This is a genomic window from Rhodanobacter soli (genome assembly GCF_040548735.1).
In the GTDB taxonomy this organism is placed as follows: Bacteria; Pseudomonadota; Gammaproteobacteria; order Xanthomonadales; family Rhodanobacteraceae; genus Rhodanobacter; species Rhodanobacter soli_A.
The window spans coordinates 2,114,806-2,141,108 of sequence record NZ_JBEPSD010000001.1 but is presented as its reverse complement, the minus strand read 5'-3'; the positions used below and the strand labels follow the sequence as shown (position 1 = coordinate 2,141,108).

Genomic DNA, 26,303 nt, shown 5'->3' with positions numbered 1-26,303 from the left:
CCCGTTGCGCCAACGTTGTATCGTGCCGGCTTTACCGCCGGAGAATGCACGCGATGTCCCGGATCACCTCCCTGCTCCTGTTCGCCCTGCTCGCCACATCGACCGCCGCAGCGGCGCAACCCGCGCCGGCGATGCCGCATGAACAGCCGGCACTGCATGCGCTGGCTCACGCCCCCAGCGAGGTGGAACTGCGCGCCACGATCACGAAGCTGGTCGGCTTCGGCACCCGCCACACCCTGTCCGACACGACATCCGATACACGCGGCATCGGCGCCGCGCGACGCTGGGTGAAGTCGCGCTTCGAGGCGATCTCGCGTGACTGCGGCGGCTGCATCGAGGTGATCACCCCGTCGCAGACGTTCACCGGCAAGCGCGCACCAAAACCGACCGAAGTGATGGACGTGGTCGCGATCAAGCGCGGCAAGCGCGACCCGAACCGGGTGATCGTGATGACCGGCCACCTCGACTCGCGCGTCACCGACGTGATGAACGCCACCAGCGACGCGCCCGGCGCCAACGACGACGCTTCCGGCGTCGCTGCCTTGATCGAGGCGGCGCGGCTGCTGTCGAAACAGGACAACGACGCCACCCTGGTATTCGCCGCCTTGTCCGGCGAGGAGCAGGGCCTGTACGGCGGCAAGGTGCTGGCCGACTACGCCGTTGCGCACGGCTGGCAGGTCGAGGCCCAGCTCAACAACGACATCGTGGGGAACAGCCAGGGCCAGAACGGCGTGATCGACAACACCCACGTGCGCGTGTTCTCCGAGGGCACCAAGAGCAACGAGACGGCAGCCGAGGCGGACTACCGCCGCTACCACGGCGGCGAGGTGGATTCTCCCTCGCGCAACCTCGCCCGCTACATCGACCGCCTCGCCGACAGCTACCTGCCCGACTTCCAGGTGCGCATGGTCTACCGCACCGACCGCTACGGCCGCGGCGGCGACCAGGTGCCGTTCCTGGAAGCGGGCTACCCCGCCGTGCGGGTCACCGAGGCGCACGAGAACTACACCCGGCAGCACCAGGACCTGCGCAGCGAGGGCGGCGTACGCTACGGCGACACCATCGACGGCATCGACTTCCGCTACCTCGCCCGCGTCACCGCATTGAACGCCATCACCATGGCCGCACTGAGTCGCGCGCCCGCGCCGCCCACCGGTGTCGACAGCAAGGGCGCGCTGGCCACCGACACCACGCTCAGCTGGCGCAAGGTGCCCGGCGCCGCCGGCTATCGCGTGCACTGGCGCGACACCACCGCGGCGCAATGGCAGCACCAGCGCGCGGTCGGCGACGTCGACCACGCGGTGCTGCAGGACGTGGTGATCGACGACTGGTTTTTCGGCGTGTCGTCGGTCTCGGCCGACGGCTACGAGAGCCCGGTGGTGTTCCCCGGCTATGCCGGCAGCTTCGAGCGTTCGCCGGCAGCGGCGTCGAGCAGCGCCGGTCGCTGAAGCGGCGCCGGCAGCGCTCGCTCAATCCAGCGACACGCCCAGCAGGCCCAGCCGGCGCAGGCCGTCGGCGCTGGGTTGCAGCGCGCGGCCGTGCGGCAGCGGCCGCAACCAGCCGGCCTCGAGCATCGCCGCGGTCAGCGCCACGCCAAGCGGTCCGCCCAGATGCATGCGCCGCTCGGTCCAGTCCAGGCAGCTGCGGCCGTACAGCCTGGCCACGTTCGGCAACGGTAGTCCGCTGCCGACCAGCGCGTCGACGCCGGTAGGCAACAGCTGCAGGCCGCGCGTACCGGTGTGCAGCCAGTCGCGTTGCAGCAACGTGGCGCAGAACGCCACGCCCAGCGCGCCGGCCAGGTGGCGATAGCAGCAACGGGCACGGCGCAGTTGCGCATCGCCCTTGGCCGGCAGCGCGTGCAGCGCCGGGGCGCGGGCCAGCGACAACGATTCCAGCATCGCCGCGACGCGTTCGTCGGCGAGGCGGTAGTAGCGATGCCGGCCCTGCGCCTGCAACGCCAGCAGGCCGCCGTCGAGCAGCCGGCGCAGATGCGCGCTGGCAGTGGCCGGGCTGATCCCGGCTGCCTGCGCCAGCTCGCCCGCCGGTCGCGCGGTGCCGTCGACCAGGGCCAGCAGCATCGCGGCGCGTGCCGGCTCGGCCAGCAGGCTACCGAGTTCGGCCAGTTGGTAGCGATTGAGCGGTGCGGCTTCGTCCATGCGTGCAGTCTAGCCAGCGTGTTGCCCGGACGCTTCGCCGCGCAACGAAACGGCGGCGCCCTCAGTCGCGCTGGAACAGCGCCAGTTCGGGCCGGTGCAGGCTGAAACCCTGCACCCGGTTCACCCCCAGCGCCGCCAGCGCCTGCACGGTTTCCGCGTCGGCTACCCATTCGGCGACCACCTCCAGGCCGAGCCGATGGCCGATGTCGGTGACCGCCCTGACCATCAGGTGGCTGACCGGGTCGGTGAGCATGTCGCGCACGAAGCTGCCGTCGATCTTGATGATGTCCAGCGGCAGGTTCTTCAAATAGGTGAACGAGGACATGCCGGCGCCGAAATCGTCCAGCGCGATCTTGCAGCCCACCGCACGCAGTTGCTCCATGAAGCGCACCACCTGCGACAGGTTGCGCACCGCCACGGTCTCGGTGATCTCGAAGCAGACCCGCGACGGCTCCACCCGGTAACGGCGCAGCATGTCGATGATCAGTCCGGCCAGCGCCTCGTCCTCGACGCTGGCGCCGGACAGGTTGATCGCCACCATGCGCAGCACGCCGCCGGTCGGGTGCAGCCGGTCGAAGTTCGCCAGCGTGGTCTCGATCACCCAGCGGTCGACCACCGGCATCAGGCCGTAGCGCTCGGCCGCGGGCATGAACACACCGGGCACCACCAGCTGGCCGGATTCCTCGCGGAAGCGCAGCAGCATCTCGATGTCGGGTTCGCCGCCGGCGGCCAGCGGCAGCGGCCAGATCTCCTGGTAGGTGAGCACCAGGCGATGCTCGTCGATTGCCCAGCGCAGCCGGTTCGCCCATTCCATCTCGCTGTGCCGGCGCACCGTTTCGTCGTCGCTTTCGGAATAGAAATGCACGCGGTTGCGGCCGAGTTCCTTGGCCATGTAGCAGGCGGTGTCGGCCTGTGACAGCAGGTCTTTCACCAGGATGCCGGGGCGGTCGATCGCGACGCCGCCGATGCTGGCGCTGATCGTGTAGCTGCGCTGTTCCCAGATGAACACGTAGCCGTCGATGCAGCGGCGCACGCGCTCGGCGATCCGTTCGGCGTCCGCGAGGTCGGCCACGTTGGCCACCAGCACGCCGAACTCGTCGCCGCCGAGTCGCGCCAGCACGTCGGTGCCGCCCAGCTGCTTGCGCATCACGATCGCCAGCTGGGCCAGCAACTGGTCGCCGGCGAGATGGCCGGAGGTGTCGTTGATCAGCTTGAACTGGTCGAGGTCGATGTACAGCAGCACGGCCAGCGGAGTGCCGACCGCGGTCGCCACCAGCGCGCCGTGCAGGCGGCGTTCGAATTCGCGCCGGTTGTACAGCTCCGTCAGCGCGTCGTGGCTGGCCTGATGGCTCAGCAACTCGGTCAGCTGGCGTTGCTCGCTGATGTCGCTGGCCACCATCAGCAGCTTGCCGCGACCGCTCAGCAGCACCCGCGAGATCGCCACGCTGGCCCAGAAGCGTACGCCTTCGCCGTTATGCAGGGCCGCCTCGATCCGGCTGCAGCCGCGGGTGTCGGCATCCTGCAGTTGCGTGCGCAGATCCTGGTCCTCGAACAGGTCGGCCAGTTGCCGTTCGGTCACGTGCTCGCCTAGGCGGTCGCGCGAGGCCTGGTTCGCGTAGGTGATCTGCCCGCCATCGACCTCCGCCAGCAGCACCAGCGCCGGCAGCAATTCGTTCAACGCACGGAAGCGCTCCTCGCTCTCGCGGAAGCGGCGACTCATCCGCCAACCCAGCTCGAGCGCGCGCTGGCGTGTGCTCACGATGGAGTACACCAGCAACGCCAGCAACAGGCTCGCCAGCAGGCCGGCGGGCAAGGCGGACCGGCGCCAGTCGACGGCGAGCGCGTGGGAATCGCGCGCTTGCATCAACACGTTCCACACCCGGCCGCCATAGGCCAGCTGGCGCTCGAACCGGTAGCCGTCCGTCGCCATCGCAGCGCCCGGATCCGAATCGAACAGCGGCAGCACGTGCCGCGCATCGGTGACGTCGCTGAGGCGCAGGCGCAGCTCCTGGGCCGCCTTGTCCGGCAAGGCATTGCCGATCAGGCGGCTCGCCCGGAACGACACCGCGATCGAGCCGCGCAGGCGTTGCCGCCGCTCCTCGACCGACTGCGGCGGGTCCCCCGGAGCGAATACCGGCAGCCGCAGCGTGATGCCGTCATCCGCTCCCGCGGCAGCCGGCTGCTGCACCGGCCGGAACGGTGCCGACAAGGTTGCCCGGTCGCTGTCGCGCGAGGCCAGCAGCCCGGCGAGATTGTTCGGCTGCGCGCCCACGTCGAGCCCGACCACCGCCTCGTTCCCCATCATCGGCTCGACCCAGCGCGTCACGTAGTGCACGCCATCGGGCCCCGGCTCACGCTGCGCATAGGCCAGCGCAAGCAGGCTGGGAAACTGTTCGCGGGGATGCAGGTTGTTATAGAAGCTGTTGAACTCGGTCGCGGTCACTTCGTCCGAGGCGAGGAACAGGGTCTGCACCGCGCGCAGCAGCGACTCCGCCGAATGCAGCTTGCCCTGCAACCCGGCGTAGGTCTTGTTGGCCAGTTCGTCGCGGAGGAAGGTCCGTTCCACCTCCTGCCGCTGTTTCTGCTGATGGTGCACGGCCAGCGCCAGCGCCAGTCCCGTGAGCAGGGCGAGCAGGCTCCACAGCCAGGCCGTCAGTCGCCACGACGAAGGCATCGGGATCGCGGGATCGGACTCGCCGCGACTGTCCATCGCCGTCACCGGATCAAACTCGTCGAAATCCTTGTTTCCTGGCAAGGGGTCCACCACGCGATACCGTGAGCACGGATGGTACACAACTGCGTTGTGGTTGCACCGCCATGCCCGTCACGATGCCCGCCGACGCAACTCAACGCCGCTCGCGCGGCTTCGCCCGGTGGGTCGGCGTGGCGGTCCACGGATCGTCCGGCCACGGGTGGCGCGGGTAGCGGCCCTTCAGTTCCTTCTTCACTTGCGGGTAGGTGCGTTCCCAGAAACCCTTCAGGTCCTGGGTCACCTGGATCGGCCGGCCCGCCGGCGACAGCAGGTGCAGGGTGACCGGGATGCGCCCGCCGCCGATGCGCGGCGTGTCGGCCAGGCCGAACAGCTCCTGCAGCTTCACCGCCAGCACCGGCGGCTCGCCCTCGGCGTATTCGAGCCGGCGGCTCTGCCCGCTCGGCACGAGCAGGCTTTCCGGTGCCTGCGCGTCGAGCGTGCGGCGCTGTTCGTAGTCGAGCCGCGAGGCCAGCGCCTGCGTCAGTTCCTCCGCGCCAAGCGCATCGAGCCGATGCCTGCCGTCGAGACGCGGCGCCAGCCAGTCTTCCAGCGAAGCGAGCAGCGCCGCCTCGGAGACATCCGGCAAGCCCAACTCGGGCATCCATGCGCGCAGCGCCTGCATGCGTGCGCGCAGCCGCCGCGCATGATCGCTCCACGGCAACGCGTCGAGGCCCTTCGCGCGCACGGCGGCAAGCAGGGCGGGCAGCGCATCGGCGGGTTTCACCGGCACGCTGCGGCGCTCCAGCACGATCGCGCCGAAACGCCGTTCGTCGAACGCTTCGGCAGCGGCGCGTTCGTCGTTCCAGCGCAGCGTACGTTCGCGGGAGAAGCGCAGCGGGTAATCGCGCTCCAGCACGCGCGGGTCGAGCGGTGCGGCGGCGTACACCAGGCTGTCGCGCGCCTCCAGGCGCAAGTCCAGCACCACCAGCCACGGCTCGCCCAGCAGCGCGGTGTTCTCGTGCAGGCGCACGCCGCGGCCATTGGCCAGCGTGTAGCGCAGCGGATTGCCGTCGTCGCGATGCGCGATGCGGTCGGGGAACGCGTGCAGCAGCAGGTCGCCGACCGCGTGGCTGTCGGGCACGCCGCTGGCCGCCGTGCGCACGTCCAGGCGTCGGCGCCAGCCCTTGCTGGCCTGCTCGATCGCGGCCAGCGCGCCGCTGTCCACCTCGCCGCGCGCGGCCGCACCACGGCGGTCGCGCCAGGCATGCAGCGCGGTCACGCGGGCGCGGAAATCGTCGCTGCGCGCCTGCACGCCGCGCAGTGGCGAGCGTGCCTCCATCAGGGCCAGCAGGTCGGCCGCCAGCGCGTGCAGCTCCGGCGGCGCGCGCAGCGCGGCGGCGCCGAGTCGCGGCGTGGCGCCCAGTTCCAGCATGCGCCGGCCGAGCGCAGTGATGCGGCCATCAGTGTCCAGCGCGGCCAGACTCACCAGCAGTTCGCGCGCCTGCGCCAGCGCGCCGGGCGGCGGCGGATCGAGCCAGGGCAATGCCGCGCTGCTGCTCGCCGTGATGCCCCAGGCGGCCAGTTCCAGCGCGAGCCCCGACAGTTCCGCCTGCGTGATTTCGGCTGTGCGCGCCGGCTCCAGCCGCTTGCCCTGCGGCCACAGCCGGTACGCCGTGCCCGCCGCCACGCGACCGGCGCGGCCGGCACGCTGGTCGGCCGAGGCCTGCGAGATGGTCACCGTCTCCAGCCGGGTGAAGCCGGAGTTCGGATCGAAGCGCGGCTCGCGCGCGAGCCCGCTGTCGATCACCGCGCGGATGCCCGGCAGGGTGATGCTGGATTCGGCCACGTTGGTCGCCAGCACGATGCGCCTCGTACCGGACTCGGCCGGCGCCAGCGCGGCCTGCTGCTCGGCCAGCGACAATTCGCCGTGCAGCGCGACGACTTCGAGATTTTCTTCCCTCTCCCTCTGGGAGAGGGATCGAGGGTGAGGGTCCGACGAAGCCTCGACGCCACGCTCCGCCCGTACCCTCTCCCGGCCTTCGGCCACCCTCTCCCGAAGGGAGAGGGTCTCTTCCAGCACCGCCTGCGTGCGCGCGATCTCGCGCCGGCCGGGCAGGAAGGCCAGCACGTCGCCGTCGTTCTCTTCCAGCGCTTGCCGCACGACGCGGGCCAGCTGGTGCTCGATACTTTCCTGGGTGCGCGCCGGCGGATAGTCGACGCGCACCGGGAAACTGCGGCCCGGACTGCTGATGCGCGGCGCGCCCAGCCATGCCGCGATGCGCTCGCCATCCAGCGTGGCCGACATCAGCAGCAGGCGCAGCTCCGGCCGCAGCGTGGCCTGCACGTCCAGCGCCAGCGCGGCGCCCAGGTCGCCGGCGAGGTGCCGTTCGTGGAATTCGTCGAACACGATCGCGCCGATGCCGGCCAGTTCCGGATCGTGCTGGATCAAGCGGGTGAGGATGCCCTCGGTGACCACCTCGATGCGGGTCGCCGCGCTCACCTTCGACTCGAAGCGGATGCGATAGCCGACGGTCTGGCCGACCGCTTCGCCGAGCTGCTGCGCCATGAATTGCGCGGCGGCGCGCGCCGCGATCCGGCGCGGCTCCAGCATCACGATCTTCTGCCCGGCCAGCCACGCCGCGTCGAGCAAGGCCAGCGGCACCTGGGTGGTCTTGCCGGCGCCCGGCGGCGCCTCCAGCACCAGCCGCGGCTGCGCCGCCAGCGACGCACGGATCTGCGGCAGCAGCGGGGTGATCGGGAACGAAGGCGGCGCGCTACTCATCGCGCGCATGATAGCGGGCGACGTCGTGCGCCCGCCCCGGCAACGTGCTGGGGCGGGCGCTTGGCTACGGCTTCGTGCCGGCGCCAGCCGGTGCGCGCAGCGGCTCCAGCGATTCGAACTTGCTCTGGTAGTCGTCGGTGATCTGCTTCGCATCCGCGCCGCCGCGAATCACCCGCGGCGTGATCAGCACGATCAGCTCGGTACGGTTGCGGCTGCGGTTGGTGCTGCCGAACAGCCGGCCCAGCACCGGGATGCGGTTGAGGCCCGGGATGCCGGTATCGGTGTTGCCCTCGGCCTGCTGGATCAGGCCGCCCAGCAGCACGGTCTGGCCGCTCTGCACGGCAACCTGGGTGGCCAGTTTGCGCTGCGAGATGGCCGGGTTGCCGTTGACCAGCGGCACCGACTTGTCGGCCTGGCTGACTTCCTGGCTGATGTTCATGTAGACCAGGCCGCCGGGATTGATCCGCGGCTGCACGTTGAGGATCACGCCGGTGCTCAGGTAGTTGACCTGGCTGTAGCTGGTGGGGGTGCCGATGCCGGTGTTCACGCTGGTCTGGTTGATCGGGATCTGGTTGCCGACCGCGATGCTGGCCACCTGGTTGTTCATCACCACCATCGACGGCGCCGACAGCGTCTTGGTGTTGCCGCTGGTCTCCATCGCGCGCACGGCGACCTGCAGGTCGCTGTTGAGGAAGGAATAGAAGAACGGCTCGCCGCCGAACGCGTTGCCGCCCTGGCCCAGCCCGAGCTGGCGATGCCGGTATGGCTGGCCAGGCTGGAACGTGCCGTCCGACGTGCTGCCGGTGCTGCCGGTCAGTCCTTCCAGGTACCACTGCACGCCGAACTGGAATTCGCCGGTGAGGTTGACCTCGAGGATGCGCGTCTCGATCTGCACCTGCAGCGGCACGTTGTCGAGTTTGTTGATCGCGCCCTTGATCTCCTCCCACTGCGAGGGACGCGCGCGCACCAGCAACTGGTTGCTGCCGTCGACCGAGCTGATCCGCACGCTGCCGTCGCTGGAGCTGTACTGCTGGTCGCTGGCCGCGCCGTTGTTGGCGCCGGCCGGGTTGCTGCCGAAACCGGTCGAACTGCTGCCGAAACCGCCGCCGGCCGCCGCGCCGCCCTCGCGGCCGTTGCCGCTGGTGCCGCTGAAGCCGCCGCCCGCATTGACATTGTTCTGGCCGCCGTCGCGCGACGCATCGGCCGGGTTGCCGAAGCTGCCGGCGGTGCTGCCCATGCTGGTCGCGCCGGCGTTTTCGGCGCTGCCCAGGGTGGCGCCGGCCAGGCCCGGCCCGACCTGGCCGCCGTTGTCGCCGCCGCTGCCGGCGCCATTGGTGTAGATCTGCGCCAGGTATTTCGCCAGGTCCGACGCCTTGATGTTGCGCACGTCGTAGACGAACAGCTGCGGCTCGTTGCCGCCGCCGCGGTCGATGCGGGCAATCCAGTCGCCGACTTCCTGCAGGTAATCGGGCTGGGTGCTGATCACCACCAGCGCGTTGGTGCGCTCGATCGGGATGAAGCGCAGCATGCCGGCCAGCGGGGTGTCGCCGTGCACGCCGAACATGCCATCCAGCTTCGGCATCAGCTCGCCCACGTTCGCGTACTGCAGGTTGAACACGCCCACCGACATGCCGCGCAGCCAGTCGACGTCGAACGTGCGCACCATGCTCTGGTAGTTCGCCAGCTCCTGCGGCGTGCCGGACATCACCAGCAGGTTGCGCGCCGGATCCACCAGCAAGGTCGCGTCCGGCCGCGCGAACGGCTTGATCAGCTTCTGCATCTCGGTGGCGGAGATGTAATGCAGCGGGAACAGCCGCGCCTGCATGCCGCCCTGCGGCGCGGCGGCGCCGAGGCTGGGCACCAGGTTGCCGGCCACCGCATCCTTCTGCGGCATCACCACGTAGCCGCCGTCGCGACGCACCAGCGCGTTGCCGGTCCACGACAGCAGGGTCTCCAGGATCGGCAACGCCTGGCTCGAATCGACCGGTTCGGAGGTGGAGAACGAGATGTTGCCCTGCACGCCGGGCACGATCGTGTAGTTCTGCTTGAGCAGGTCGCCGAGGATCGCCTTGACCACCGCCTGCACCGGCTGGTTCTCGAAGTTGAACGTCACCGCGCCGTTGCCGCTGGCCGCCGGACGCGGCGTGGCCAGCGCGCCGGGCCGGATGAACTGGCCGCTGCCATGACTGACCTCGGCGGTGGCCGCGGGGACACTGCGGCTGCCGCCGTCGCTGTTCAGCGGCAGCGGCGCCGGCACCGGGTTTTTCGTGCCGGCCATCGCCTCGCGCTGCAGCGCGCCGTCGTCATGCGGTTGCGGCAGGCTGGCGCAACCGGCCAGGCCCACGACGAGGGCGAGCGTGGCGGTGCGCAGGATTTGCTGGGTGAGCGTGCGGGACATGGATCAACGTACTCCTTCGTGGGCCGCGGCGGCACGGGCGGCCCGACGTTTCTGGATGTTTTTGCGCAGCCGCTCGACGGCCGATTCCCCGGCAGGCTGCGGCGCGGCCACCGGGGCGGGATGCACCGGCACGATCGTGGCGCGGCCGGAGCCGCTGCGGTCGGCCGCTGGCGTCCCGGCAGCGCCCGGCGCGACCTGCATCGCCGCCTCGCCGGCCGGCTGGCCGCGTGCATCCGGCCCGGCCCGCGGCTGATCGATCGGCGCGCCGGCCGGCAGTTTCAGTTCGGTGCGTCCCGCCGGCGAGTCGAACAGCGCCGAGCGCGGGCGCAGCTCGACCAGCTTCACGCTGCCGTCGGGCAGCGCCTCGCCTTCGCGCAGGCGCACCTGCTTGTCGCCGTTGCGGTCGTGCAGCAAGGCCATGCGCAGGCCGGGGGTGAGGATGATGCCGGTCAGTTCGAGATCGCCGAGGTTGCTGCCGCCGTCGGCGGCGCGCGCGACCGGCTTGCGGTCGGGGCTGAACAACGGCTTCTGCCAGACCAGCGCGAATTGCTGCAAGGGCACGGGCTGCGGCAGGTTGGCGGGATTGCCGGCCGGTGGCAGCGGCGCCAGCGATCGTGGCGCATCCCACTGCGCGCCGCGGCCGATGCCGGCCAGCAGCAACAACAGCACGGCTCCCAGCACGACCACGAGCGCGATCAGCAACGGGGTCAGCTGACGCTGGTTGGCGGCGTTCATGGCGCGGCCCCCGTGGCATCAGGCGAACGGCTGGACGGCGCCGGTGCATTGCGCGCCGGGCGCACGTAGCCGGACAGGGTGAACTGCACCTCCAGCGGTGCGGCGCTGTCCTGCTGCGCCGCGACCGGGTTGCGGTAGATGCTGAGATCGTCGACGAACAGGTACGGCGTACCCTGTTCCAGCGCCTGCAGCACGGCCGCCAGCGGCTCGACGTCGCAGCTCAGGCTGATGCTCACCGCGGCCTTGCGATACGGCTCGCCGGCCGTGGCCGACGGGTTCGGCAGCGGCATCTTCTGGCTCACCACGCAGCGCCCGCCCGCGGTGTTGCCGGCGACCACGTCGACCACGCGCTGCATCAGGTCCGCGGCGGCGGTGTTCGGATCGTCGGCGGCAAGGAACGCGCTGCTGGCGGCCTGGCCGGCGCCGAGCGCGGCGAGGCGCTGCTGCAGCGCCGGCTTCTCCGCGATGGCGGCGGCGTAGCGGCTGTGCGTGTCGCGCAGGTCGGCCATCTCGCTGCGCACCTGCTGCAGCGGCGCCACGAACCACCAGTGCAGCAGCACGAAATAGGCCAGCAGCAGCGCCAGCAGCAACAGGAGGATCGCCGCGATGCGGCTGTCGCGCGGACTCAGGGCGGTCATCTTCATGGCGCGCTCCCGCCGGCAGCCGGAGTCGTGGTTGGCGGCTTCGGCTGGTTCACGCGGGCGGTCAGGTAGAAACGCTCCTTGCCGGTGGTCGGGTCGGGCTGGATGCTGCCCTGGAAACTGGCGTCGGTGATCAGCTTCGAATCCTTCAGCGCGTCGAGCAGTTTCGCGGCCTGCTGGCTCTGCCCCTGGAAGCCGACCTGGCCGGTATTGTCGACGCTGAAGCGCTCCAGCCACGCGCTGTCCGGCAGGCGCGCGGTGACGTCCTGCAGCAGGCTGAGCATGGCCACCGTGTTCTTCTTGCGCTGGGCCAGGAAGCCGGCCGCACCGGCGTTGTCCTGCAGTTGCTGGCGCAGCGCGGCCACCTGCTGCGCCTCGCCGCGCATCGCCTCGACCTCGGCCTGCATCTGCGCCAGCGCCACCTGACGGTTGTGCAGCCACTGGCCCAGCACCAAGGCCAGCAACAGCACGCACGCGGCAGCCAGGATAAGGTTCAGCCGGCGGCGCGGGCGCGCGCGATGCGGCACCTGCTCCGGTGGCAGCAGGTTGACGCCGAGACGGCCGTCGCCCACCGCCAGGTCCACCGCGTCCACCGCGATGCCCTGCGCACGCAGGCGCGCCAGCAACGGGTCCAGCGTGTCGCGGGTGACCACCACCAGCTCGGCGTTGAAGCGCCCGGGCGCGGCGGGCGGGCCCAGCTCGCGCGCGGCGTAGTACACCTGCGCCACGCCGAACGGGGTCTGCCGGTCCATCTCGAAACCGGCCACCTGCAGCAGGTTGTCGCGCGCCGCCAGCGGCAGCGCCAACGTGCGCCGCAGCACCACCGCGGGCGGCAGCAGCAGCGCCAGCCGCAGGTCTTCGCGATCCACGCGATGCAAGGCGGCGCCCAGCGCGACCGGCGGAACGCGCACGCCATCGGTGGTCATGTCGGCGCCGTCGTCCCAGCTCGCCAGCACGTCGCCGTAGCCACTGCGGCGCAGGCTCCACAGCGCGCCGGCGTGCTGCAGCAGATGCCAGTCCGCGCCGCTGCCGAACCAGCCACGCCAGCGTGGCGGCAGCATGCCGCGCAGTTCGCCACCCCACCAGCCGAGGAATCCCGGCAACGGCGAGGCACGCCAGCCGCGGCGTACACGATCCACCCACGGCCGCAGCGACTGCGTTGCCGTACTCATTCTGCCTCCCCCTCCTGCCAGCGCAGCACGGTATACGGTTGCACCTGCCCCGCCTGCAGGCGAATCGTGGCGCGCAGGAGCGCGCGCGTGCCGTCGGCCAGCGTAGCCTCGGACCGGATACTATGCGTCGTTCCGTTGCTCAGAACCAGCTGCGGGTCGTCCGCGTTGCGCTGCCGAGCCGCCTCGACCATCTTGCGCTGCTCCGGCGTCATCCCCGGGATCGCGGCCAGCGCCAACGGCGGCGCGGTGTTCGGGTCCGGGCTGGCACCGCCCGCCCAGATCGTCACCACCGGCGCCACCTGCCGATACAGCGCCGGCGTCATGCCCAGCACCATCTGCAATTCCTCGACGCTGGCGAACGGGCCGTTGCGCGGGCCGTAATCGCGCCCGTCCGCCATATACGCGGCACGCTGGCTGGCGGCCTCTCCTTCGAGGCCGATCGGGTTGCGCCAGTCGACTACGCGGTCGGCCAGGGCCTGCGCCTGGTCCGGCTTCAGCCCGGCGGCCTGGAACAGGCCCTGCAGCACCTCGGGCGAGGCGGCGTTGAGGTCGACCTTGCCGCCTTCGTCGATCGCGCGCACGCTGACCGTGGCGCCGTCGTAGCGGAACGTGTAGGCGCGGCCATCGGCCACCCAGCGCTGTTTCTGCTGCGGGTTCTGCAGGCCGTAGACGGCGCGCATCAGGCCGGCCTCGGCGGCGTAATGGGCCTGGGTCTGGGCGAACTGGTAGCGCGCCTGCAGACCTTCGGTGCGCGCCAGCGCGGCGTAACCGCCGAGCAGGATCGCCAGCAGCGTGCACGCCCACAGCACCAGCAGCAGGGCGACCCCGCGCTGGCTGGCCGGCGACCGCCGCGGTGCGCGCTTCATCGCAGGCTCCCGCCGCGCGGGCCCAGTTGCGGCAGGCCAGCCTGCGCCGGATTCACCCGCAGCGGCACGTCCAGTTGCGGCCAGTCCACCGTACCCAGCACCTGCAGCTCGACGCGCACCAGTTGCGGCAGCAGGCGACCATCGGCCCACGCCGGCGACCACGGCAGCGCCGCGCCCTGCCGATCGACGCCGCGATAGGTGAAGCTGCCAGCCTTGATATGGTCGAGCAGCACCTGCGGCTCGCCCAGCGGCTGCGGCGGCTGGCCGTCCGGCGGCAGCAGGGCCAGGCTCAGCTCCAGCCGCAGGCCGCCGTGGCCGTCGTCGACCAGTTGCAGCCGCTGCAGCTGCGGACCCAGCTTGCCCAGATAGCCGGGCAAGGGCGCCACGTAACGCATCTCGTGCGCGCTCCCCTCGAAATAGATCGGCTCGCCGTGGTCGGTGTGGCTGATCGGCTGGGTCAGGCTCTGCGCCAGTTCGCGGCGCAGGAACTGCTGGGCCGAGCGCACCTGGTCGATCCGCTCGATTGCCGCGGTGCCCGAGCGCACGCTGTGGGTGGCGGTGCGGATGCCCGAATACACCCCGACCAGCAGCAGCGCCAGCAGCACCAGCGCGGCGAGCACTTCCAGCAGGGTGAAGCCGGCGGCGCGCTTCACGGGGACGCCTGCGCATCGTTGGCAAGCACCGGCCCGCCCAGCCGCAACGTGCGGAAGTGCGCCGAACGCGGATGTGCCGACGGCCCCCACGACACGGCCAGGTCCAGCTGATACAGCTGCAATGGCGCGCCCGGCAGCGCCGGCCCGGCCTGGTTCCACGGGGTCACGTCGAGTTGCCAGCGGTACTGTGGGTTGAAGCGGCCGGAGCGGCTGCCCGGCTTGACCGGCTCGCCCACGAACGCACTGTCGAGCAGGCTGCGCGCCCACATCGCCGCTTCGCTGTGCTCGGCCGCGTTGTGGGTCAGGTTGATCGAGGCGCTGGCCACCTTCATCAGCGCGGTGAACGCGATCGCCAGCAGCATGATTGCAGCGATCACTTCGAGCAGGCTGAAGCCGCGCTGCGGGCGTGCGCCGTTCATCGCGCCGCCACCGTGTCGACCACGCGCACTTCGCCGGTCAGCCACGACACGTTGACGTGCCACTCGCGCCGGCCGCTCTGCAGCGTGATGCGCCCACCGGTGGAACTGCCGTCGGGGAAGAAGCGGATGCGCCCGGTGTGGTCGTTCGGCTGATCATCCTTCGCGCTGGTGATGCTCACGCGCAGGCCCTTCGGCAGGCGCACGTCCTGCCGCTTCGCGCCGTCGTAGCTGTTCGCGCGGGTATCCACGTCGAAATGCTGCTCCTCGCCGCGCACGATCGCCTGCGCACGGGTGGCCCGCAGTGCGCCGGCCAGCTCGCTGCTGGCCGCGCGCACGCGCGCACTGGCCAGGCCCTGGGTCACCGAGACCGACACCGCTGCCGCCGCGATCCCGACCAGCAGGATCACCGCCAGCATTTCCAGCAGGGTGAAGCCGTTGGCGCGCGAGGCTCTCACATGCTTACTGCCAGTTGCCCACGTCCTTGCTGTAGCCGTCGCCGCCCGGCTTGCCGTCCTGGCCGTAGAAGATCAGGTCGAAGCTGCCGTTCTGGCCCGGATACTGGTAGCCGAACGCGTGGCCCCACGGATCCTTCAGGTCGGACTCCTTCGCGTACGGGCCCTGCCAGTTCGGCGCGTTCGCCGGCTTCACCGCCAGCCCTTCCAGCTGCTGCGGCGGCGCACCGTTGTCCAGCGCGTAGTTCTCGATCTTCTGGCTCAAGGTCATCAGCTGCGCCTTGCCGGCGCCGTACTTGCCCTTGTCGACGTTCTTGCCGACCTGGGTCACCACCACCGCGCCGATGATGCCGATCAGCACGATCACCGCGAGCATTTCGAGCAGGGTGAAGCCGGCGTTCGAACCGGGTCGTCGTGGCTGTCTGTGCTGCATGGGAATCACCTCGGGTATGCGAATGGAATGTCTACTGGATATTGCTGGTCAGGCTGAGCAGCGGCAGCAGGATCGCGGCCATGATGATCGCCACCAGCACGGTCATCACGATGGTCAGCGCGGGCACCAGCGCAGCCAGCAGGCGGTCGATCGCGCGTTTGGACTCGAGCTCGAACGTGTCGGCGACCTTCAGCAGCATCGTGTCGAGCTGGCCGGCCTCCTCGCCCACCTGCACCATCTGCATCGCCAGCCGCGGGAACAGTTTCGACTGGCCCAGCGCCAGGCTCAGTCCCGCGCCGCCCTTGACCTGCTCGTGCGCCGCGTCCAGCGCGGCGTCCAGCGCGCGGTTGCCGGTGACCTGGCGCGCGATGGCCAGCGCGCTGAGCAACGGTACGCCGTTCTTCAGCAAGGTGCCCAGCGTGCGTGCGATCCGCGCGGTTTCCACCTTCAGCAGCAGCGGGCCGACCAGGCGCAGCCGCAGCAGGCGGGCGTGCCAGGCCAGCCGCGCCGCCGGATCGCGCAGCCGCGCGCGCCAGGCGAACAGGCCGCCGCCAAGCAGCAGCAGGATCAGCCACCACCACGATTGCAGCGCGTTGCCCAGCGCCAGCACCGCGGCGGTGATCCACGGGATCGGCACCTGCATGTCCTCGAAGATCGGCACGAACTGCGGCACCACGTAGGCCAGCAGCAGTACCAGCGAGCCGAGCACGCCGACCAGCAGGAACGCCGGATAGATCAGCGCATTGACGATGCTGCCGCGCAGCTGCTGCGCGCGCTCCAGATAATCGGCCAGCCGGCGCAGCGTCTCTTCCAGCGAACCGCCCGCCTCGCCGGCGCGCACCAGGCTGACGTACAGCTTGGGGAACACGCCATGTTCCTCATCCAGCGCCGACGACAGGCTGTTGCCGCCGCGCACGCGATCGCGCACGCGCTCGACCAGCTTCTTCGCGTGCTCGCCCTCGGGCAGTTCGAGCAGGATGCCAAGCGCGCGGTCCAGCGGCTGGCCGGCGCCGAGCAGGGTCGCCAGCTGATGGGTGAACTGCGCCAGCTGGTCGCCCGTGAACGGACCGCGCTTGAACAGCGCGGCGAAGCCGCTGCCACCGCCCGCACCGTCGGCTGGCAGGGCTTCCAGCGGCGTGTGGCCCTGATCCTGCAGGCGGCCGATCACTTCCTCGACGCTGGCGGCCTCCATCTGCCCCTGCAGCGTCTCGCCGGCGTCGTTGACCGCCTTGTAACGGAACTGCGCCACCTCAGCCTTCCTGCGTCACGCGCAGGACCTCTTCCAGCGTGGTGATGCCGGCCACGGCCTTGGCGATGCCGTCCTCGTACATCGTGCGCATGCCTTCGGCACGCGCCTGCCGTTCGATCTCGCCTTCGTCGGCGCGCTGCATCACCAGGCGGCGCAGCGGATCGCTCATGGTGAGGAACTCCATGATCGCGCGACGGCCACGGTAGCCGGTGGGATTAGCCGCGCTGCTGCCCGGCTTCCACAGGCGGATCGGGCGCTCGTCGGTGTACTTGTGCAACTCGAACTGCTCGATCACCTCGGGCAGCGCTTCATACGGGATCGCCGTTTCCGGATCGAGCCTGCGCACCAGCCGCTGCGCCAGGATGCCGTTGATGGTGGAGCCGAGCAGGTAGTCCTCCACGCCCATGTCGAGCAGGCGCGTGATGCCGCCGGCCGCCGAGTTGGTGTGCAGCGTGGACAGCACCAGATGGCCGGTGAGCGCGGACTGGATCGCGATGCGGCAGGTTTCCAGGTCGCGCATCTCGCCGATCATGATCACGTCGGGGTCCTGGCGCATGATCGAGCGCAGCGCGCCGGAGAAATCCAGCCCGATCTGCGGCTTCACCTGGATCTGGTTGATGCCTTCGAGCTGGTACTCGACCGGATCCTCGACGGTGATGATCTTCACGTCGTTGGTGTTGATCCGCGACAGCGCGGTGTACAGCGTGGTGGTCTTGCCCGAGCCGGTGGGGCCGGTGACCAGCAGGATGCCGTGCGGCTTTTCCAGCACGTCGACGAAGCGCTGCTGGAAGCTGTCGGTGAAGCCGAGCGAGGCGAAGTCGAACACCACCGATTCGCGGTCGAGGATGCGCATCACCACCGACTCGCCGAAGCTGGTCGGCACGGTGGACACGCGCAGGTCGAGTTCCTTGCCCTGCACACGCAGCTGGATGCGGCCGTCCTGCGGCAGCCGGCGCTCGGCGATGTTCAGCCGCGCCATGATCTTCACGCGCGAGATCACCGCCGCGGTGGACGACGACGGCGGCGCTTCCACTTCATGCAGCACGCCGTCGATGCGATAGCGCACCTTCAGGCGGTTCTCGAACGGCTCGATATGCACGTCCGACGCGCGCTGCTCGACCGCCCGCTGCAGGATGAGATTCACCAGCCTGATCACCGGCGCCTCGGAGGCCAGGTCGCGCAGGTGCTCGACGTCGTCCTCTTCCGCCGCGCTGCCGTCCAGGTTCTCCACGATCGTGCCCATCGCCGAGCGGCCGCTGCCGTAATAGCGCTCGATCAGCCCGTCGATTTCCGAACGCAGCCCGACCCGCAACGCCACCGGCCGGCCGGCGGCGAGTTCCACCGCCTGCAGCGGATACGGATCGGCCGGATCGGCCACGATCAACGCCAATCCGTGCTCGTCGTCCTGCACCGGCACCACGTGCTGCTGCTTCAGGAAGCGCAGCGATACGTCGAGGTCGGCCGGCGGCAGTTCCGGCGCGTCGCGCGCCGCCAGCAGCGGCACCTGCAGCAGGTCGGCCCAGGCTTCGGCCAGGTCGCGCTCGGACACCAGCCCGAGTCGCGCCATCAAGGTGGTCAGCGTGCCCTCGGCCGATTCCTCGTGCAGGCGGCGGGCGCGACCGAGGTCGCCGTCCTTCAGGCGCCCGCGCGCAACCAGCCACGCGCAGACTTCCGCCTCGCGATCGTTCACGGCCATGCCCGCCCCGCTGACCGCCGGCTCAATGGCTGCCGACATCCTTCACCCCGCTCGATACCCGCAAAAATCGCCGACGCCCCAGCAGCGGAACGACGCTCGTCATTGTTATCACATACGCCAACCGGCAAGCGAGCGTCGCCCGCGGCCATGTGCCGTTCCGTTCACGCAACCCATCTGCCGGAAGCGCCCATTGTGACGTCTGCACCAGGCTTCATGGGTGTCCACGGCCTAGGAAAATTTCCCGATCCGTGGCGGGCGTGATGCGGATCGCGCAAGTTGTTCCGACGACATGGCGCCGGCCGCCAGGAGGCCTCCCGGGCCCGAGGCGGTGGCCTGGGCTTGCCGGGGTCTGGGACAATGCCGGTCTTCGATGAACGGTCACCCCTCATGCAACTGCTCGACATCGGCGCCAACCTCACCCACGAGTCGTTCCACCACGATCTCGATGCCGTGCTGCAGCGTGCGCACGCGCAGGGCGTGACGCGGATGGTGGTGACCGGTGCGTCGCGCGACGGCAGCGAGCACGCGTTGATGCTGGCGCGGGCGCATCCCGGCGCGCTGTTCGCCACCGCCGGCGTGCATCCGCACCACGCGGTCGACTACGACGACGCCACCGATGCCGCGCTGCGCGAACTGGCGCGGGACCCTGCGGTACGCGCGGTCGGCGAAACCGGGCTGGATTACAACCGCAACTATTCGCCGCGCGACGTGCAGCTGCAGGTGTTCGAACGCCAGCTGCAGATCGCGGTGGACCTGCAGATGCCGCTGTTCCTGCACCAACGCGACGCACATGCGGATTTCGTCGCGCTGCTCGGGCGCTACCGCGACAAGGTACCGGGCGCGGTGGTGCACTGCTTCACCGATACCGGCGAGGCGCTGCGCGACTACCTGGCGCTGGACTGCCACATCGGCATCACCGGCTGGATCTGCGACGAACGCCGCGGCACCCACCTGCGCGAACTGGTGCGCACGATCCCGGCGAACCGGCTGATGATCGAGACCGACGCGCCCTACCTGCTGCCACGCACGGTGCGGCCGCCGCCGGCGCACCGGCGCAACGAGCCGATGTACCTGAAACACATCTGCGAGGAGATCGCCCGCGACCGCGGCGAGAGCGTGGAAGTCACTGCGGCGAACAGCACGGCGACGGCGGAGGCGTTCTTCGGGTTGGCACCCGTTCCGTAGGGCGCGTCCCTACCGCAAGAGCACGCGCGTCTCGCCCGGCGCCAACCCGTCCAGCGCGTAGTCGCCGATGCGCACGCGGATCAGCCGCAGGGTCGGGAAGCCGACCGCTGCGGTCATCCGGCGCACCTGGCGGTTGCGGCCTTCGCGCAGGGTGAGGCTGAGCCAGCTGGTGGGAATGGCCTTGCGGAAACGCACCGGCGGGTCGCGCAGCCACAGCCAGTCCGGTTCGCCGGCAAACGCCGCCTCGGCCGGCAGGGTCGGGCCGTCGTTCAACATCACGCCGCGGCGCATGGTCTGCAGCGCCGCCTCGTCGATCGCGCCATCGACCTGCGCCAGGTAGGTCTTGGCCTGCTTGTGGCGGGGGTCGGTGAGCCGGTGCGCCAGCCGTCCGTCGTCGGTCAACAGCAGCAGGCCTTCGCTGTCGTGGTCCAGCCGTCCAGCCGCATAGACGTCTTTTTGGCCGACGAAATCCGCCAGCGTGGCGCGGCCGCGATCATCGGTGAACTGGCACAGCACGCCGTACGGCTTGTTCAACGCGATCAGCATTCGCGCTTCGACTCAGGGAGTCGAAGCCGCTGCCGGCACCACGGGTTTGACGAAGCGCAGGGTCATCCGGTCGGACTCGCCGATCGCCAGGTACTTCGCGCGATCCTGCTCGCCCAGGGTGAGCGTGGGCGGCAGCGTCCACACGCCCTTCGGGTAATCCTTGGTGTCCTTCGGGTTCGCGTTGATCTCGCTGCTTTCGTCCAGCGTGAAACCCGCCTCGGTGGCCAGCTTCACCACGTAGCTGGTGGGCAGGTAGCCGCTGCGCTTCACCGCATCCAGCGAGGCGCTGTCGTCGGCGCGGTGGTCGACCACGCCGAGTACGCCGCCGGGCTTGAGCACGGCGAAGAACGCCTTGAACATCGCCGGCGCGGTGTCGGCCATCACCCAGTTGTGCACGTTGCGGAAAGTCAGCACCAGATCGGCCGAAGCCGGCGCGCCGAACACCGGCGCCTTCGGATCGAACTGCACGATGCGGGCGTTGCCGTAATGCAGCGCGTCAGCGGCGAATTTCTTGCGCAGGGCGCTGTCGTCGTCGCGTGCCTCGCTGTCGGCAGTAGGCGCCTTCTCCGCCGCGACGTAGTGGCCGTTGTCATGCAGCAGCGGCGCCAGGATCTCGGCATACCAGCCGCCGCCGGGGGTGATCTCGATCACCGTGCGGTCCGGGCGCACGCCGAAGAACTGCAAGGTGGCCTTGGGGTGGCGATACACGTCGCGGGCGCGGTTCGCCGGCGAACGCCAGCTGCCGGCCAGCACGCTGTCCAGCTGCGAGGCGGTGAAGTCGCTAGCGCTGGTGGGGGGCACCAGCATGTCGGCCGGCTGGTCCGGCTCGGCCGATGCGGCCTGCGCCACTTGCGCGCCGGCCATCGCGGGCAGGCCCAGGCAGGCCGCCAGCAGCAGCATCGCGACCAGGCGCGCCGTACCCATCCTTGTCACTCGTGTCCCGCGGTTCATCGATGACTCCTTGGCGCGTTGGCCGTCCGGAATTGACGCAATATCACGAAAATCATGTGCAGACTGGGTAGATGGCTCAAAACGGTCGCGGGCACACCGATTGCAGACCGTCGATGTGTTCGTGCAGATCCGGCGCGATGCCCTGCCACATCGGGTCGAGGATGAAGTCGATGCCTTCGTAGCGGGCCAGCTTCGCGGCCGGGATGAAATCCGCGTCGCCGGCGATCAGGATGATCTGGTCGACCAGCTTCTTGTAGGTCAGCGCGGCGATGTCGATGCCGATCTTCATGTCGACCTGGGTCTGCCGCATGTCCGGTTCGAAATGTTCGTCGCCCAGATCGTCCCAGTGCAGGCTGCCCTCGCGCAACTGCTGGTAGGCATTGCGCTTCAACTGCCACTCGCCGCGTTCGGCCAACCGACCCAGCCGCAGCGCCATCTTGCGCTGGCGGCGCAGCTGGTCGTGCAGCTCGCGGCGGAACGCGGCGGCGCCGGTGCGGCCGAAGTCGATGCTGTCGCCGCTGATCGGCTTGACGAAACTCTTTTCCAACGGCGGGCAGTCGTAGAAGAAGATGCGGTACAGCTGCTCGCGCGGCCGGTCGACCGCCTTCAGATGCTCCAGCGCCATGCTGAACACGGTCTTCGCCACTGCGCGCGCGTCGCTGGCATCACGCTCGCCGTATACCTTGCGGTAGCGGGCAAGAAAGAAGGCGCCGTCGACGAGGATGGCGGTGCGGTTCATGGAACAACCTTATGCATGGCGTCTACGGATATAAAAAACGATGGACGCCGCCAGCAGGATGGAGCCGGCGGCGTGTGCGCATTCTACGTCAGTAGTGGATCACCGAGCGGATCACCTTGCCTTCGTGCATCAGCTCGAACGCCTCGTTGATGCGCTCCAGCGGCAGCACCTCGGTGATCATCTCGTCGATCTTGATGTCGCCGGCCAGGTAACGCTCGACGTAACCGGGCAGCTGCGAGCGCCCCTTCACGCCGCCGAACGCCGAACCGCGCCAGACCCGCCCGGTGACCAGCTGGAACGGTCGCGTGCTGATCTCCTGTCCCGCGCCGGCGACGCCGATGATGATCGACTCGCCCCAGCCCTTGTGGCAGCACTCCAGCGCCGAGCGCATCACGTGCACGTTGCCGATGCACTCGAACGAATAATCCACGCCGCCGTCGGTGAGCTCGACGATCACCTGCTGGATCGGCGTGTCCGGATAGTCCTTCGGGTTGACGCAATCAGTGGCGCCGAGCAGCTTCGCCATCTCGAACTTCGCCGGGTTGGTGTCGACCACCACGATGCGCCCGGCTTTCGCCATCACCGCACCCTGCACCACCGACAGGCCGATGCCGCCCATGCCAAACACCGCCACCGATGCGCCCGGCTCCACCTTCGCCGTGTTCAGCACCGCGCCGATGCCGGTGGTGATGCCGCAACCGAGCAGGCACACCTTCTCCAGCGGCGCCGCCTTGTTGATCTTAGCCACGGAGATTTCCGGCAGCACGGTGTATTCGCTGAACGTGCTGGTGCCCATGTAGTGCAGCAGCGGCTTGCCGTTCAACGAGAAGCGCGAGGTGCCATCCGGCATCAGGCCCTGGCCCTGGGTGACGCGGATCTTCTGGCACAGGTTGGTCTTGCCCGAGCGGCAGAACTTGCACTCGCCGCATTCGGGCGTGTATAGCGGAATCACGTGGTCGCCCACCTCGAGCGAGGTGACGCCCTCGCCGATTTCCTCGACGATGCCGCCGCCCTCGTGGCCCAGGATCACCGGGAACAGGCCTTCCGGGTCCGCGCCGGACAGGGTGAACGCGTCGGTGTGGCAGACGCCGCTCGCCACGATCCGCACCAGCACCTCGCCGGCCTTCGGACCGGCCACGTCGACCTGTTCGATGCTGAGCGGTTTGCCTGCTTCCCAGGCGACGGCGGCACGTGACTTCATGATTCAACTCCTGGCGATGGACCGGCAACGACCCACGATGATGACGCGTCCGGCCTGTTTGCGAAACCGCGTCAATCGACCGCCTTGTCATCGGGCCGAAACGCCGACATCTGCCGACGGTAGTCGTCCGCCTCGGCTAGCAGCCATTCGCGGAACAGCTGCAAGCCCCGATGCTCCTGCGAGCGTGGCGGATACACCAACCAGTACGCCTCCTTCACCGCCAGGTAGTTTTCACCCAGCACCTGCAATCGCCCGGCGTCGATCAGCGACTTCGACGTCACCATCCGCCCCAGGGCCACGCCAAGGCCCTCCAGCGCCGCGTGCCGCAGCGCATCGAGGCTGTCGAACTGCGCCACGTAGCGCGTCGGTGGCGCGCCGCCGGTGCGGCCGAACCAATCGTTCCAGCGTGTGGAAGGGCTCGGCTCACCGAGCAGCGGCCAGCGCGACAGATCGCGCGGATCGGCACCGGCCATCCGCGCAATCAACTCGGGCGCGGCCACCGGTGCGATCCATTCGCCGAACAGCCGTTCGCAATGCAGGCCGGCCCATTCGCCGCGACCGTAACGCAGGGCCACGTCGACCGGTTCGCGCGTGAAGTTCACCAGCGTCGAACCGGACTGCAGGCTGAGCTCCAGCTCCGGATGCGCGGCAACCAGTTTCGGCAACCGCGGCACCAGCCAGCTCGACATGATGCCGGGGCTGGCGCTGAGCGTAAGCGCATCGTGGTGGCGCGTGCGGTAATGCGACAGCGCGTGTTCGATGCCGTCGAAATGTTCGCCGACCGCCTCCAGCAGGCTGCAACCGTCGACAGTCAGCGTCACCCCGCGTGGTCCACGCTCGAACAGGCGCCGTTCCAGCCGCTCCTCCAGCTGGCGCATCTGATGGCTGAGCGCGCTGACGGTGAGGTTGGCCTGCGCCGCCGCGCGCGACAGGTTGCCCAGCCGGGCGACCAGCACGAACTGTTGCAGCAGCCCCAGCGGCAGCTTTCCCATCTTGAATATTCCTCAAGGCTGGCTTGCGAATATATCGCTTTTTGGCGACCTCCGGCACGCGTACCTTGAGCGCACCCCAAGCCCAAGGCTTCCCAAGGAGGCTTCCCCCATGAGCTCGATCTGGAAAGATTTGCTGTTCCTGCACGGTCACATCACCAACATCGATCCGTCCTGGCGGCCCGACCCGCCAGATGATGCGGGCGAACGCAAAGCCATCGCCGACAAGGCTACGGCCAAGAAGGTCAAGTCGATCGCCGCGATGTGCTGCGCATCGGCCTGGCCGCGACTCATCCGGCCCCGCTGACCCGCACCACGGCGGCCGGCGCTTGATTCCGGCGCCGGTCGCAACCACCTCGGACGGAGTGCCCCCAGCCCCGCCCGAGGTTTTCCATGCAGCAGCGTCCACTCGGCCATTCGCCGCTTTCCATCGCCCCGCTCGCCTTCGGCGGCAACGTGTTCGGCTGGAGCGTGGACGAGAAGCGCTCGTTCGAACTGCTCGATGCCTTCGTCGACGCCGGCGGCAACCTGATCGACACCGCCGACGTCTATTCGGCCTGGGTGCCGGGCAACGCCGGCGGCGAATCGGAAACCATCATCGGCAAGTGGCTGAAGAAGAGCGGCAAGCGCGACCAGGTGGTGATCTCGACCAAGGTGGCCAAGTGGGCCGAGCATCCCGGCCTGTCGCCGGTGAACATCCGCCAGGCGGTGGACGGCTCGCTGCAGCGCCTGCAGGCCGAATGCATCGACCTGTACCAGGCGCACCAGGACGACGCCAGCGTGCCGATGGAAGACACGCTGGGCGAATTCGCCCGGCTGATCGAGGCCGGCAAGGTGCGCGTGATCGGCGCGTCGAACTTCTCCGCCGCCCGTTTCGCCGATGCGCTGGCGGTGTCGAAACGGCACGGCCTGCCGCGCTACGAAAGCCTGCAGCCGGAATACAACCTGGTCAGCCGCGCCGGTTACGAGAAGGAACTGGAGCCGCTGATCCGCCGCGAGCACATCGGCGTGATCAGCTACTACGCGCTGGCCAGCGGCTTCCTCAGCGGCAAGTACCGCAGCGAGGCCGACCTGGCCAAGAGCGCCGCACGCGGCGGCGCGGTGAAGCAGTTTCTGAACCCGCGCGGCCTGCAGGTACTCGCCGCACTCGACGCGGTGGCCGCCGCGCACCACGCCACGCCGGCCCAGGTCGCGCTGGCCTGGCTGATCGCCCGCCCCGGCCTCACCGCGCCGATCGTCAGCGCCACCAGCGTGGAACAGTTGCACGAGCTGCTCGGCGCCACTTCATTGCAGTTGAGCGACAACGAGATCGCGCAACTGGATCTGGCCAGCGCCTGATCACTCCGGCGCGTCGACCTGGTAGCCCTCGGCCTGCAACGTGGCCAGGTAGCCATCCGGCTTCAGCAGCTCGTCCATCGGCAGCAGCGCGAAGGTCTGCGCGTTGCCGGCCAGCGCCTTGCGCGCGGCGGCCAGCCACGTGGCGCGCTGTTTCGCCGGCACGTCGTCGAGGCCGAGCGCCTGTGCAAAGCCGGCGCCGGCGACCGCGGCCACGCAGGCATCGTGGCGATCGCTGTCGGGCAGTTCGCGCAGCGCCTGCAGGTCGCCGGTGGCCCAGGCATTCGCCCGGGCGGTCATCGCCGGCATGTCGTGCTCGACGCTGTCCAGGGTGCGGATGAAGCAGGTGGTGTCGCGCGGCGCGGCCTGCTTGAACGCCTTGATCGCCGCGCGCGGGTGCTCGATCAGCACGTGGTAGTCGGTCGACAGCTCGGGCACGCCGTGGCGCTTGGCCAGTGCGTCGATGTTCGCCTTGATCCCGCCGGAACGGCTCAGGCCGTTCGCCTTCAGCGCCTTCTTGTACAGCTCCTGCGACGCGAACAGCGGCCGCCAGCGTTCGATGCCGCGATCGTCGCCGATGTATTTCTGCTTCAGCGTCTGCCAGCGCGCATACACCGGCGGCGGCAGCACCTGCTGCAGGGTTTCGCCATCGGCGTTCTTGCGCGCGCCGTAGGCCGAAGGCAGCAGAAAGAGTTTTCCCAGGAAACCGACGTCGGCCTTCAGCTGTACCGAGGGCGCCAGCAGCACCTGCTGCGAGGCGCCGATCACCTGATCCACGTCGCGCGACTGCCACTGCATGTCACGCGGCAGCGGCGACAGCGTGCCGAGCACCCACATCACGTGATCGCCCTTGCTCACCTTCCATAGGCCGGGACCGGGCTGCACGCCGCTGACCACCACGGCGGGCAGGTCGGCCACGTCCGGCGCCGGCGGTGTGGCTGCCGACTGCGCGAACGCCGGCGGCAGCCCGCCCAGCGCGAACAGGAAAGCGAGATGCAGCAGACGCATGACGG

Annotated in this window: 24 protein-coding genes; 4 read left to right on the top strand and 20 right to left on the bottom strand. The window is 69.6% G+C overall.

What is annotated here, in order from left to right:
• The first annotated feature begins 53 nt into the window (after nt 1-53).
• Nucleotides 54-1,448: a M20/M25/M40 family metallo-hydrolase gene (locus tag ABIE04_RS09685; RefSeq protein WP_354549236.1), complete on the top strand. Its 1,395-nt coding sequence runs from the start codon at nt 54-56 to the stop codon at nt 1,446-1,448.
• Between the two features lie 21 nt (nt 1,449-1,469).
• On the opposite strand, the gene ABIE04_RS09680 is transcribed toward ABIE04_RS09685, so the two are convergent.
• From ABIE04_RS09680 to gspE, 14 genes are all read right to left on the bottom strand, one after another.
• Nucleotides 1,470-2,156: an ArsR/SmtB family transcription factor gene (locus tag ABIE04_RS09680; RefSeq protein ID WP_354549233.1), complete on the bottom strand. Its 687-nt coding sequence runs from the start codon at nt 2,154-2,156 to the stop codon at nt 1,470-1,472.
• A gap of 61 nt (nt 2,157-2,217) precedes the next feature.
• Nucleotides 2,218-4,866 (bottom strand): bifunctional diguanylate cyclase/phosphodiesterase, encoded by a 2,649-nt coding sequence (locus ABIE04_RS09675; RefSeq protein ID WP_354549846.1) that lies wholly within the window; start codon nt 4,864-4,866, stop codon nt 2,218-2,220.
• 136 nt (nt 4,867-5,002) lie between these two features.
• The gene (gene hrpB, locus ABIE04_RS09670; RefSeq protein WP_354549231.1) at nt 5,003-7,630 is read right to left on the bottom strand and encodes an ATP-dependent helicase HrpB; all 2,628 of its coding nucleotides are present in this window, start codon (nt 7,628-7,630) and stop codon (nt 5,003-5,005) included.
• A gap of 64 nt (nt 7,631-7,694) precedes the next feature.
• Nucleotides 7,695-10,028, bottom strand: a complete 2,334-nt coding sequence (gene gspD, locus ABIE04_RS09665; RefSeq protein ID WP_354549228.1) for a type II secretion system secretin GspD — start codon at nt 10,026-10,028, stop codon at nt 7,695-7,697.
• A gap of 3 nt (nt 10,029-10,031) precedes the next feature.
• Nucleotides 10,032-10,763, bottom strand: coding sequence for a hypothetical protein (locus ABIE04_RS09660; RefSeq protein WP_354549226.1), 732 nt, complete (start codon nt 10,761-10,763; stop codon nt 10,032-10,034).
• The gene (gene gspM, locus ABIE04_RS09655) at nt 10,760-11,407 is read right to left on the bottom strand and encodes a type II secretion system protein GspM (protein ID WP_354549223.1); all 648 of its coding nucleotides are present in this window, start codon (nt 11,405-11,407) and stop codon (nt 10,760-10,762) included. Before gspM ends, ABIE04_RS09660 begins: the two co-directional genes overlap by 4 nt.
• Nucleotides 11,404-12,576, bottom strand: coding sequence for a PilN domain-containing protein (locus ABIE04_RS09650; protein ID WP_354549221.1), 1,173 nt, complete (start codon nt 12,574-12,576; stop codon nt 11,404-11,406). The genes gspM and ABIE04_RS09650 overlap by 4 nt, the downstream gene beginning before the upstream one ends.
• Nucleotides 12,573-13,442 carry a general secretion pathway protein GspK gene (locus ABIE04_RS09645; protein WP_354549219.1) on the bottom strand — a complete coding sequence of 290 codons (870 nt, stop codon included), beginning with the start codon at nt 13,440-13,442 and terminating at the stop codon, nt 12,573-12,575. Before ABIE04_RS09645 ends, ABIE04_RS09650 begins: the two co-directional genes overlap by 4 nt.
• Nucleotides 13,439-14,095, bottom strand: coding sequence for a prepilin-type N-terminal cleavage/methylation domain-containing protein (locus ABIE04_RS09640; RefSeq protein WP_354549216.1), 657 nt, complete (start codon nt 14,093-14,095; stop codon nt 13,439-13,441). The genes ABIE04_RS09645 and ABIE04_RS09640 overlap by 4 nt, the downstream gene beginning before the upstream one ends.
• Nucleotides 14,092-14,514, bottom strand: a complete 423-nt coding sequence (locus ABIE04_RS09635; RefSeq protein WP_354549214.1) for a type IV pilus modification PilV family protein — start codon at nt 14,512-14,514, stop codon at nt 14,092-14,094. Before ABIE04_RS09635 ends, ABIE04_RS09640 begins: the two co-directional genes overlap by 4 nt.
• Nucleotides 14,511-14,969: a GspH/FimT family pseudopilin gene (locus tag ABIE04_RS09630; RefSeq protein ID WP_354549212.1), complete on the bottom strand. Its 459-nt coding sequence runs from the start codon at nt 14,967-14,969 to the stop codon at nt 14,511-14,513. The genes ABIE04_RS09635 and ABIE04_RS09630 overlap by 4 nt, the downstream gene beginning before the upstream one ends.
• Nucleotides 14,970-14,973: 4 nt before the next feature.
• Complete coding sequence (gspG, locus tag ABIE04_RS09625; RefSeq protein WP_354549210.1) at nt 14,974-15,399, bottom strand: type II secretion system major pseudopilin GspG; 426 nt, start codon at nt 15,397-15,399, stop codon at nt 14,974-14,976.
• A gap of 31 nt (nt 15,400-15,430) precedes the next feature.
• Nucleotides 15,431-16,648 carry a type II secretion system inner membrane protein GspF gene (gene gspF / locus ABIE04_RS09620; protein ID WP_354549208.1) on the bottom strand — a complete coding sequence of 406 codons (1,218 nt, stop codon included), beginning with the start codon at nt 16,646-16,648 and terminating at the stop codon, nt 15,431-15,433.
• A 1-nt stretch (nt 16,649) separates the two neighbouring features.
• Nucleotides 16,650-18,383: a type II secretion system ATPase GspE gene (gene gspE / locus ABIE04_RS09615; protein WP_436410364.1), complete on the bottom strand. Its 1,734-nt coding sequence runs from the start codon at nt 18,381-18,383 to the stop codon at nt 16,650-16,652.
• Nucleotides 18,384-18,731: 348 nt separating this feature from the next.
• Here gspE and ABIE04_RS09610 point away from each other — a divergent pair, with 348 nt between their 5' ends.
• Complete coding sequence (locus tag ABIE04_RS09610; protein WP_354549203.1) at nt 18,732-19,529, top strand: TatD family hydrolase; 798 nt, start codon at nt 18,732-18,734, stop codon at nt 19,527-19,529.
• Nucleotides 19,530-19,538: 9 nt separating this feature from the next.
• Here ABIE04_RS09610 and ABIE04_RS09605 read toward each other — a convergent pair whose 3' ends face one another.
• The 5 genes from ABIE04_RS09605 to ABIE04_RS09585 all read right to left on the bottom strand — a co-directional run bounded on the left by ABIE04_RS09605 (nt 19,539) and on the right by ABIE04_RS09585 (nt 23,958).
• Complete coding sequence (locus ABIE04_RS09605) at nt 19,539-20,075, bottom strand: pseudouridine synthase (protein ID WP_354549201.1); 537 nt, start codon at nt 20,073-20,075, stop codon at nt 19,539-19,541.
• Nucleotides 20,076-20,087: 12 nt separating this feature from the next.
• Complete coding sequence (locus tag ABIE04_RS09600; RefSeq protein WP_354549199.1) at nt 20,088-20,999, bottom strand: class I SAM-dependent methyltransferase; 912 nt, start codon at nt 20,997-20,999, stop codon at nt 20,088-20,090.
• A gap of 103 nt (nt 21,000-21,102) precedes the next feature.
• Nucleotides 21,103-21,765, bottom strand: coding sequence for an NYN domain-containing protein (locus ABIE04_RS09595; protein WP_354549197.1), 663 nt, complete (start codon nt 21,763-21,765; stop codon nt 21,103-21,105).
• A gap of 88 nt (nt 21,766-21,853) precedes the next feature.
• Nucleotides 21,854-22,966 carry an S-(hydroxymethyl)glutathione dehydrogenase/class III alcohol dehydrogenase gene (locus tag ABIE04_RS09590; protein WP_354549194.1) on the bottom strand — a complete coding sequence of 371 codons (1,113 nt, stop codon included), beginning with the start codon at nt 22,964-22,966 and terminating at the stop codon, nt 21,854-21,856.
• A 71-nt stretch (nt 22,967-23,037) separates the two neighbouring features.
• On the bottom strand, nt 23,038-23,958 hold the full coding sequence (locus tag ABIE04_RS09585) for a LysR substrate-binding domain-containing protein (protein WP_354549192.1): 921 nt from the start codon (nt 23,956-23,958) through the stop codon (nt 23,038-23,040).
• A gap of 109 nt (nt 23,959-24,067) precedes the next feature.
• On the opposite strand from ABIE04_RS09585, the gene ABIE04_RS09580 reads away from it, so the two are divergent.
• The gene (locus ABIE04_RS09580) at nt 24,068-24,262 is read left to right on the top strand and encodes a hypothetical protein (protein WP_354549190.1); all 195 of its coding nucleotides are present in this window, start codon (nt 24,068-24,070) and stop codon (nt 24,260-24,262) included.
• Nucleotides 24,263-24,348: 86 nt separating this feature from the next.
• Nucleotides 24,349-25,293, top strand: coding sequence for an aldo/keto reductase (locus tag ABIE04_RS09575; RefSeq protein WP_354549187.1), 945 nt, complete (start codon nt 24,349-24,351; stop codon nt 25,291-25,293).
• Here the strand turns inward: ABIE04_RS09575 and ABIE04_RS09570 are convergent, their stop codons facing one another.
• Entirely contained in the window at nt 25,294-26,298 is a 1,005-nt protein-coding gene (locus ABIE04_RS09570) for a TraB/GumN family protein (protein ID WP_354549185.1), read from the bottom strand.
• Nucleotides 26,299-26,303: the final 5 nt, after the last annotated feature.

Excerpts from the sequence above, each read along its gene's own strand:
- ABIE04_RS09685 (WP_354549236.1), top strand. The coding sequence starts at position 54 with ATGTCCCGGATCACCTCCCTGCTCCTGTTCGCCCTGCTCGCCACATCG.
- ABIE04_RS09680 (WP_354549233.1), bottom strand. The coding sequence starts at position 2,156 with ATGGACGAAGCCGCACCGCTCAATCGCTACCAACTGGCCGAACTCGGT.
- ABIE04_RS09675 (WP_354549846.1), bottom strand. The coding sequence starts at position 4,866 with ATGGACAGTCGCGGCGAGTCCGATCCCGCGATCCCGATGCCTTCGTCG.
- hrpB (WP_354549231.1), bottom strand. The coding sequence starts at position 7,630 with ATGAGTAGCGCGCCGCCTTCGTTCCCGATCACCCCGCTGCTGCCGCAG.
- gspD (WP_354549228.1), bottom strand. The coding sequence starts at position 10,028 with ATGTCCCGCACGCTCACCCAGCAAATCCTGCGCACCGCCACGCTCGCC.
- ABIE04_RS09660 (WP_354549226.1), bottom strand. The coding sequence starts at position 10,763 with ATGAACGCCGCCAACCAGCGTCAGCTGACCCCGTTGCTGATCGCGCTC.
- gspM (WP_354549223.1), bottom strand. The coding sequence starts at position 11,407 with ATGAAGATGACCGCCCTGAGTCCGCGCGACAGCCGCATCGCGGCGATC.
- ABIE04_RS09650 (WP_354549221.1), bottom strand. The coding sequence starts at position 12,576 with ATGAGTACGGCAACGCAGTCGCTGCGGCCGTGGGTGGATCGTGTACGC.
- ABIE04_RS09645 (WP_354549219.1), bottom strand. The coding sequence starts at position 13,442 with ATGAAGCGCGCACCGCGGCGGTCGCCGGCCAGCCAGCGCGGGGTCGCC.
- ABIE04_RS09635 (WP_354549214.1), bottom strand. The coding sequence starts at position 14,514 with ATGAACGGCGCACGCCCGCAGCGCGGCTTCAGCCTGCTCGAAGTGATC.
- gspG (WP_354549210.1), bottom strand. The coding sequence starts at position 15,399 with ATGCAGCACAGACAGCCACGACGACCCGGTTCGAACGCCGGCTTCACC.
- gspE (WP_436410364.1), bottom strand. The coding sequence starts at position 18,383 with ATGTCGGCAGCCATTGAGCCGGCGGTCAGCGGGGCGGGCATGGCCGTG.
- ABIE04_RS09610 (WP_354549203.1), top strand. The coding sequence starts at position 18,732 with ATGCAACTGCTCGACATCGGCGCCAACCTCACCCACGAGTCGTTCCAC.
- ABIE04_RS09605 (WP_354549201.1), bottom strand. The coding sequence starts at position 20,075 with ATGCTGATCGCGTTGAACAAGCCGTACGGCGTGCTGTGCCAGTTCACC.
- ABIE04_RS09600 (WP_354549199.1), bottom strand. The coding sequence starts at position 20,999 with ATGGGTACGGCGCGCCTGGTCGCGATGCTGCTGCTGGCGGCCTGCCTG.
- ABIE04_RS09595 (WP_354549197.1), bottom strand. The coding sequence starts at position 21,765 with ATGAACCGCACCGCCATCCTCGTCGACGGCGCCTTCTTTCTTGCCCGC.
- ABIE04_RS09590 (WP_354549194.1), bottom strand. The coding sequence starts at position 22,966 with ATGAAGTCACGTGCCGCCGTCGCCTGGGAAGCAGGCAAACCGCTCAGC.
- ABIE04_RS09585 (WP_354549192.1), bottom strand. The coding sequence starts at position 23,958 with ATGGGAAAGCTGCCGCTGGGGCTGCTGCAACAGTTCGTGCTGGTCGCC.
- ABIE04_RS09580 (WP_354549190.1), top strand. The coding sequence starts at position 24,068 with ATGAGCTCGATCTGGAAAGATTTGCTGTTCCTGCACGGTCACATCACC.
- ABIE04_RS09575 (WP_354549187.1), top strand. The coding sequence starts at position 24,349 with ATGCAGCAGCGTCCACTCGGCCATTCGCCGCTTTCCATCGCCCCGCTC.
- ABIE04_RS09570 (WP_354549185.1), bottom strand. The coding sequence starts at position 26,298 with ATGCGTCTGCTGCATCTCGCTTTCCTGTTCGCGCTGGGCGGGCTGCCG.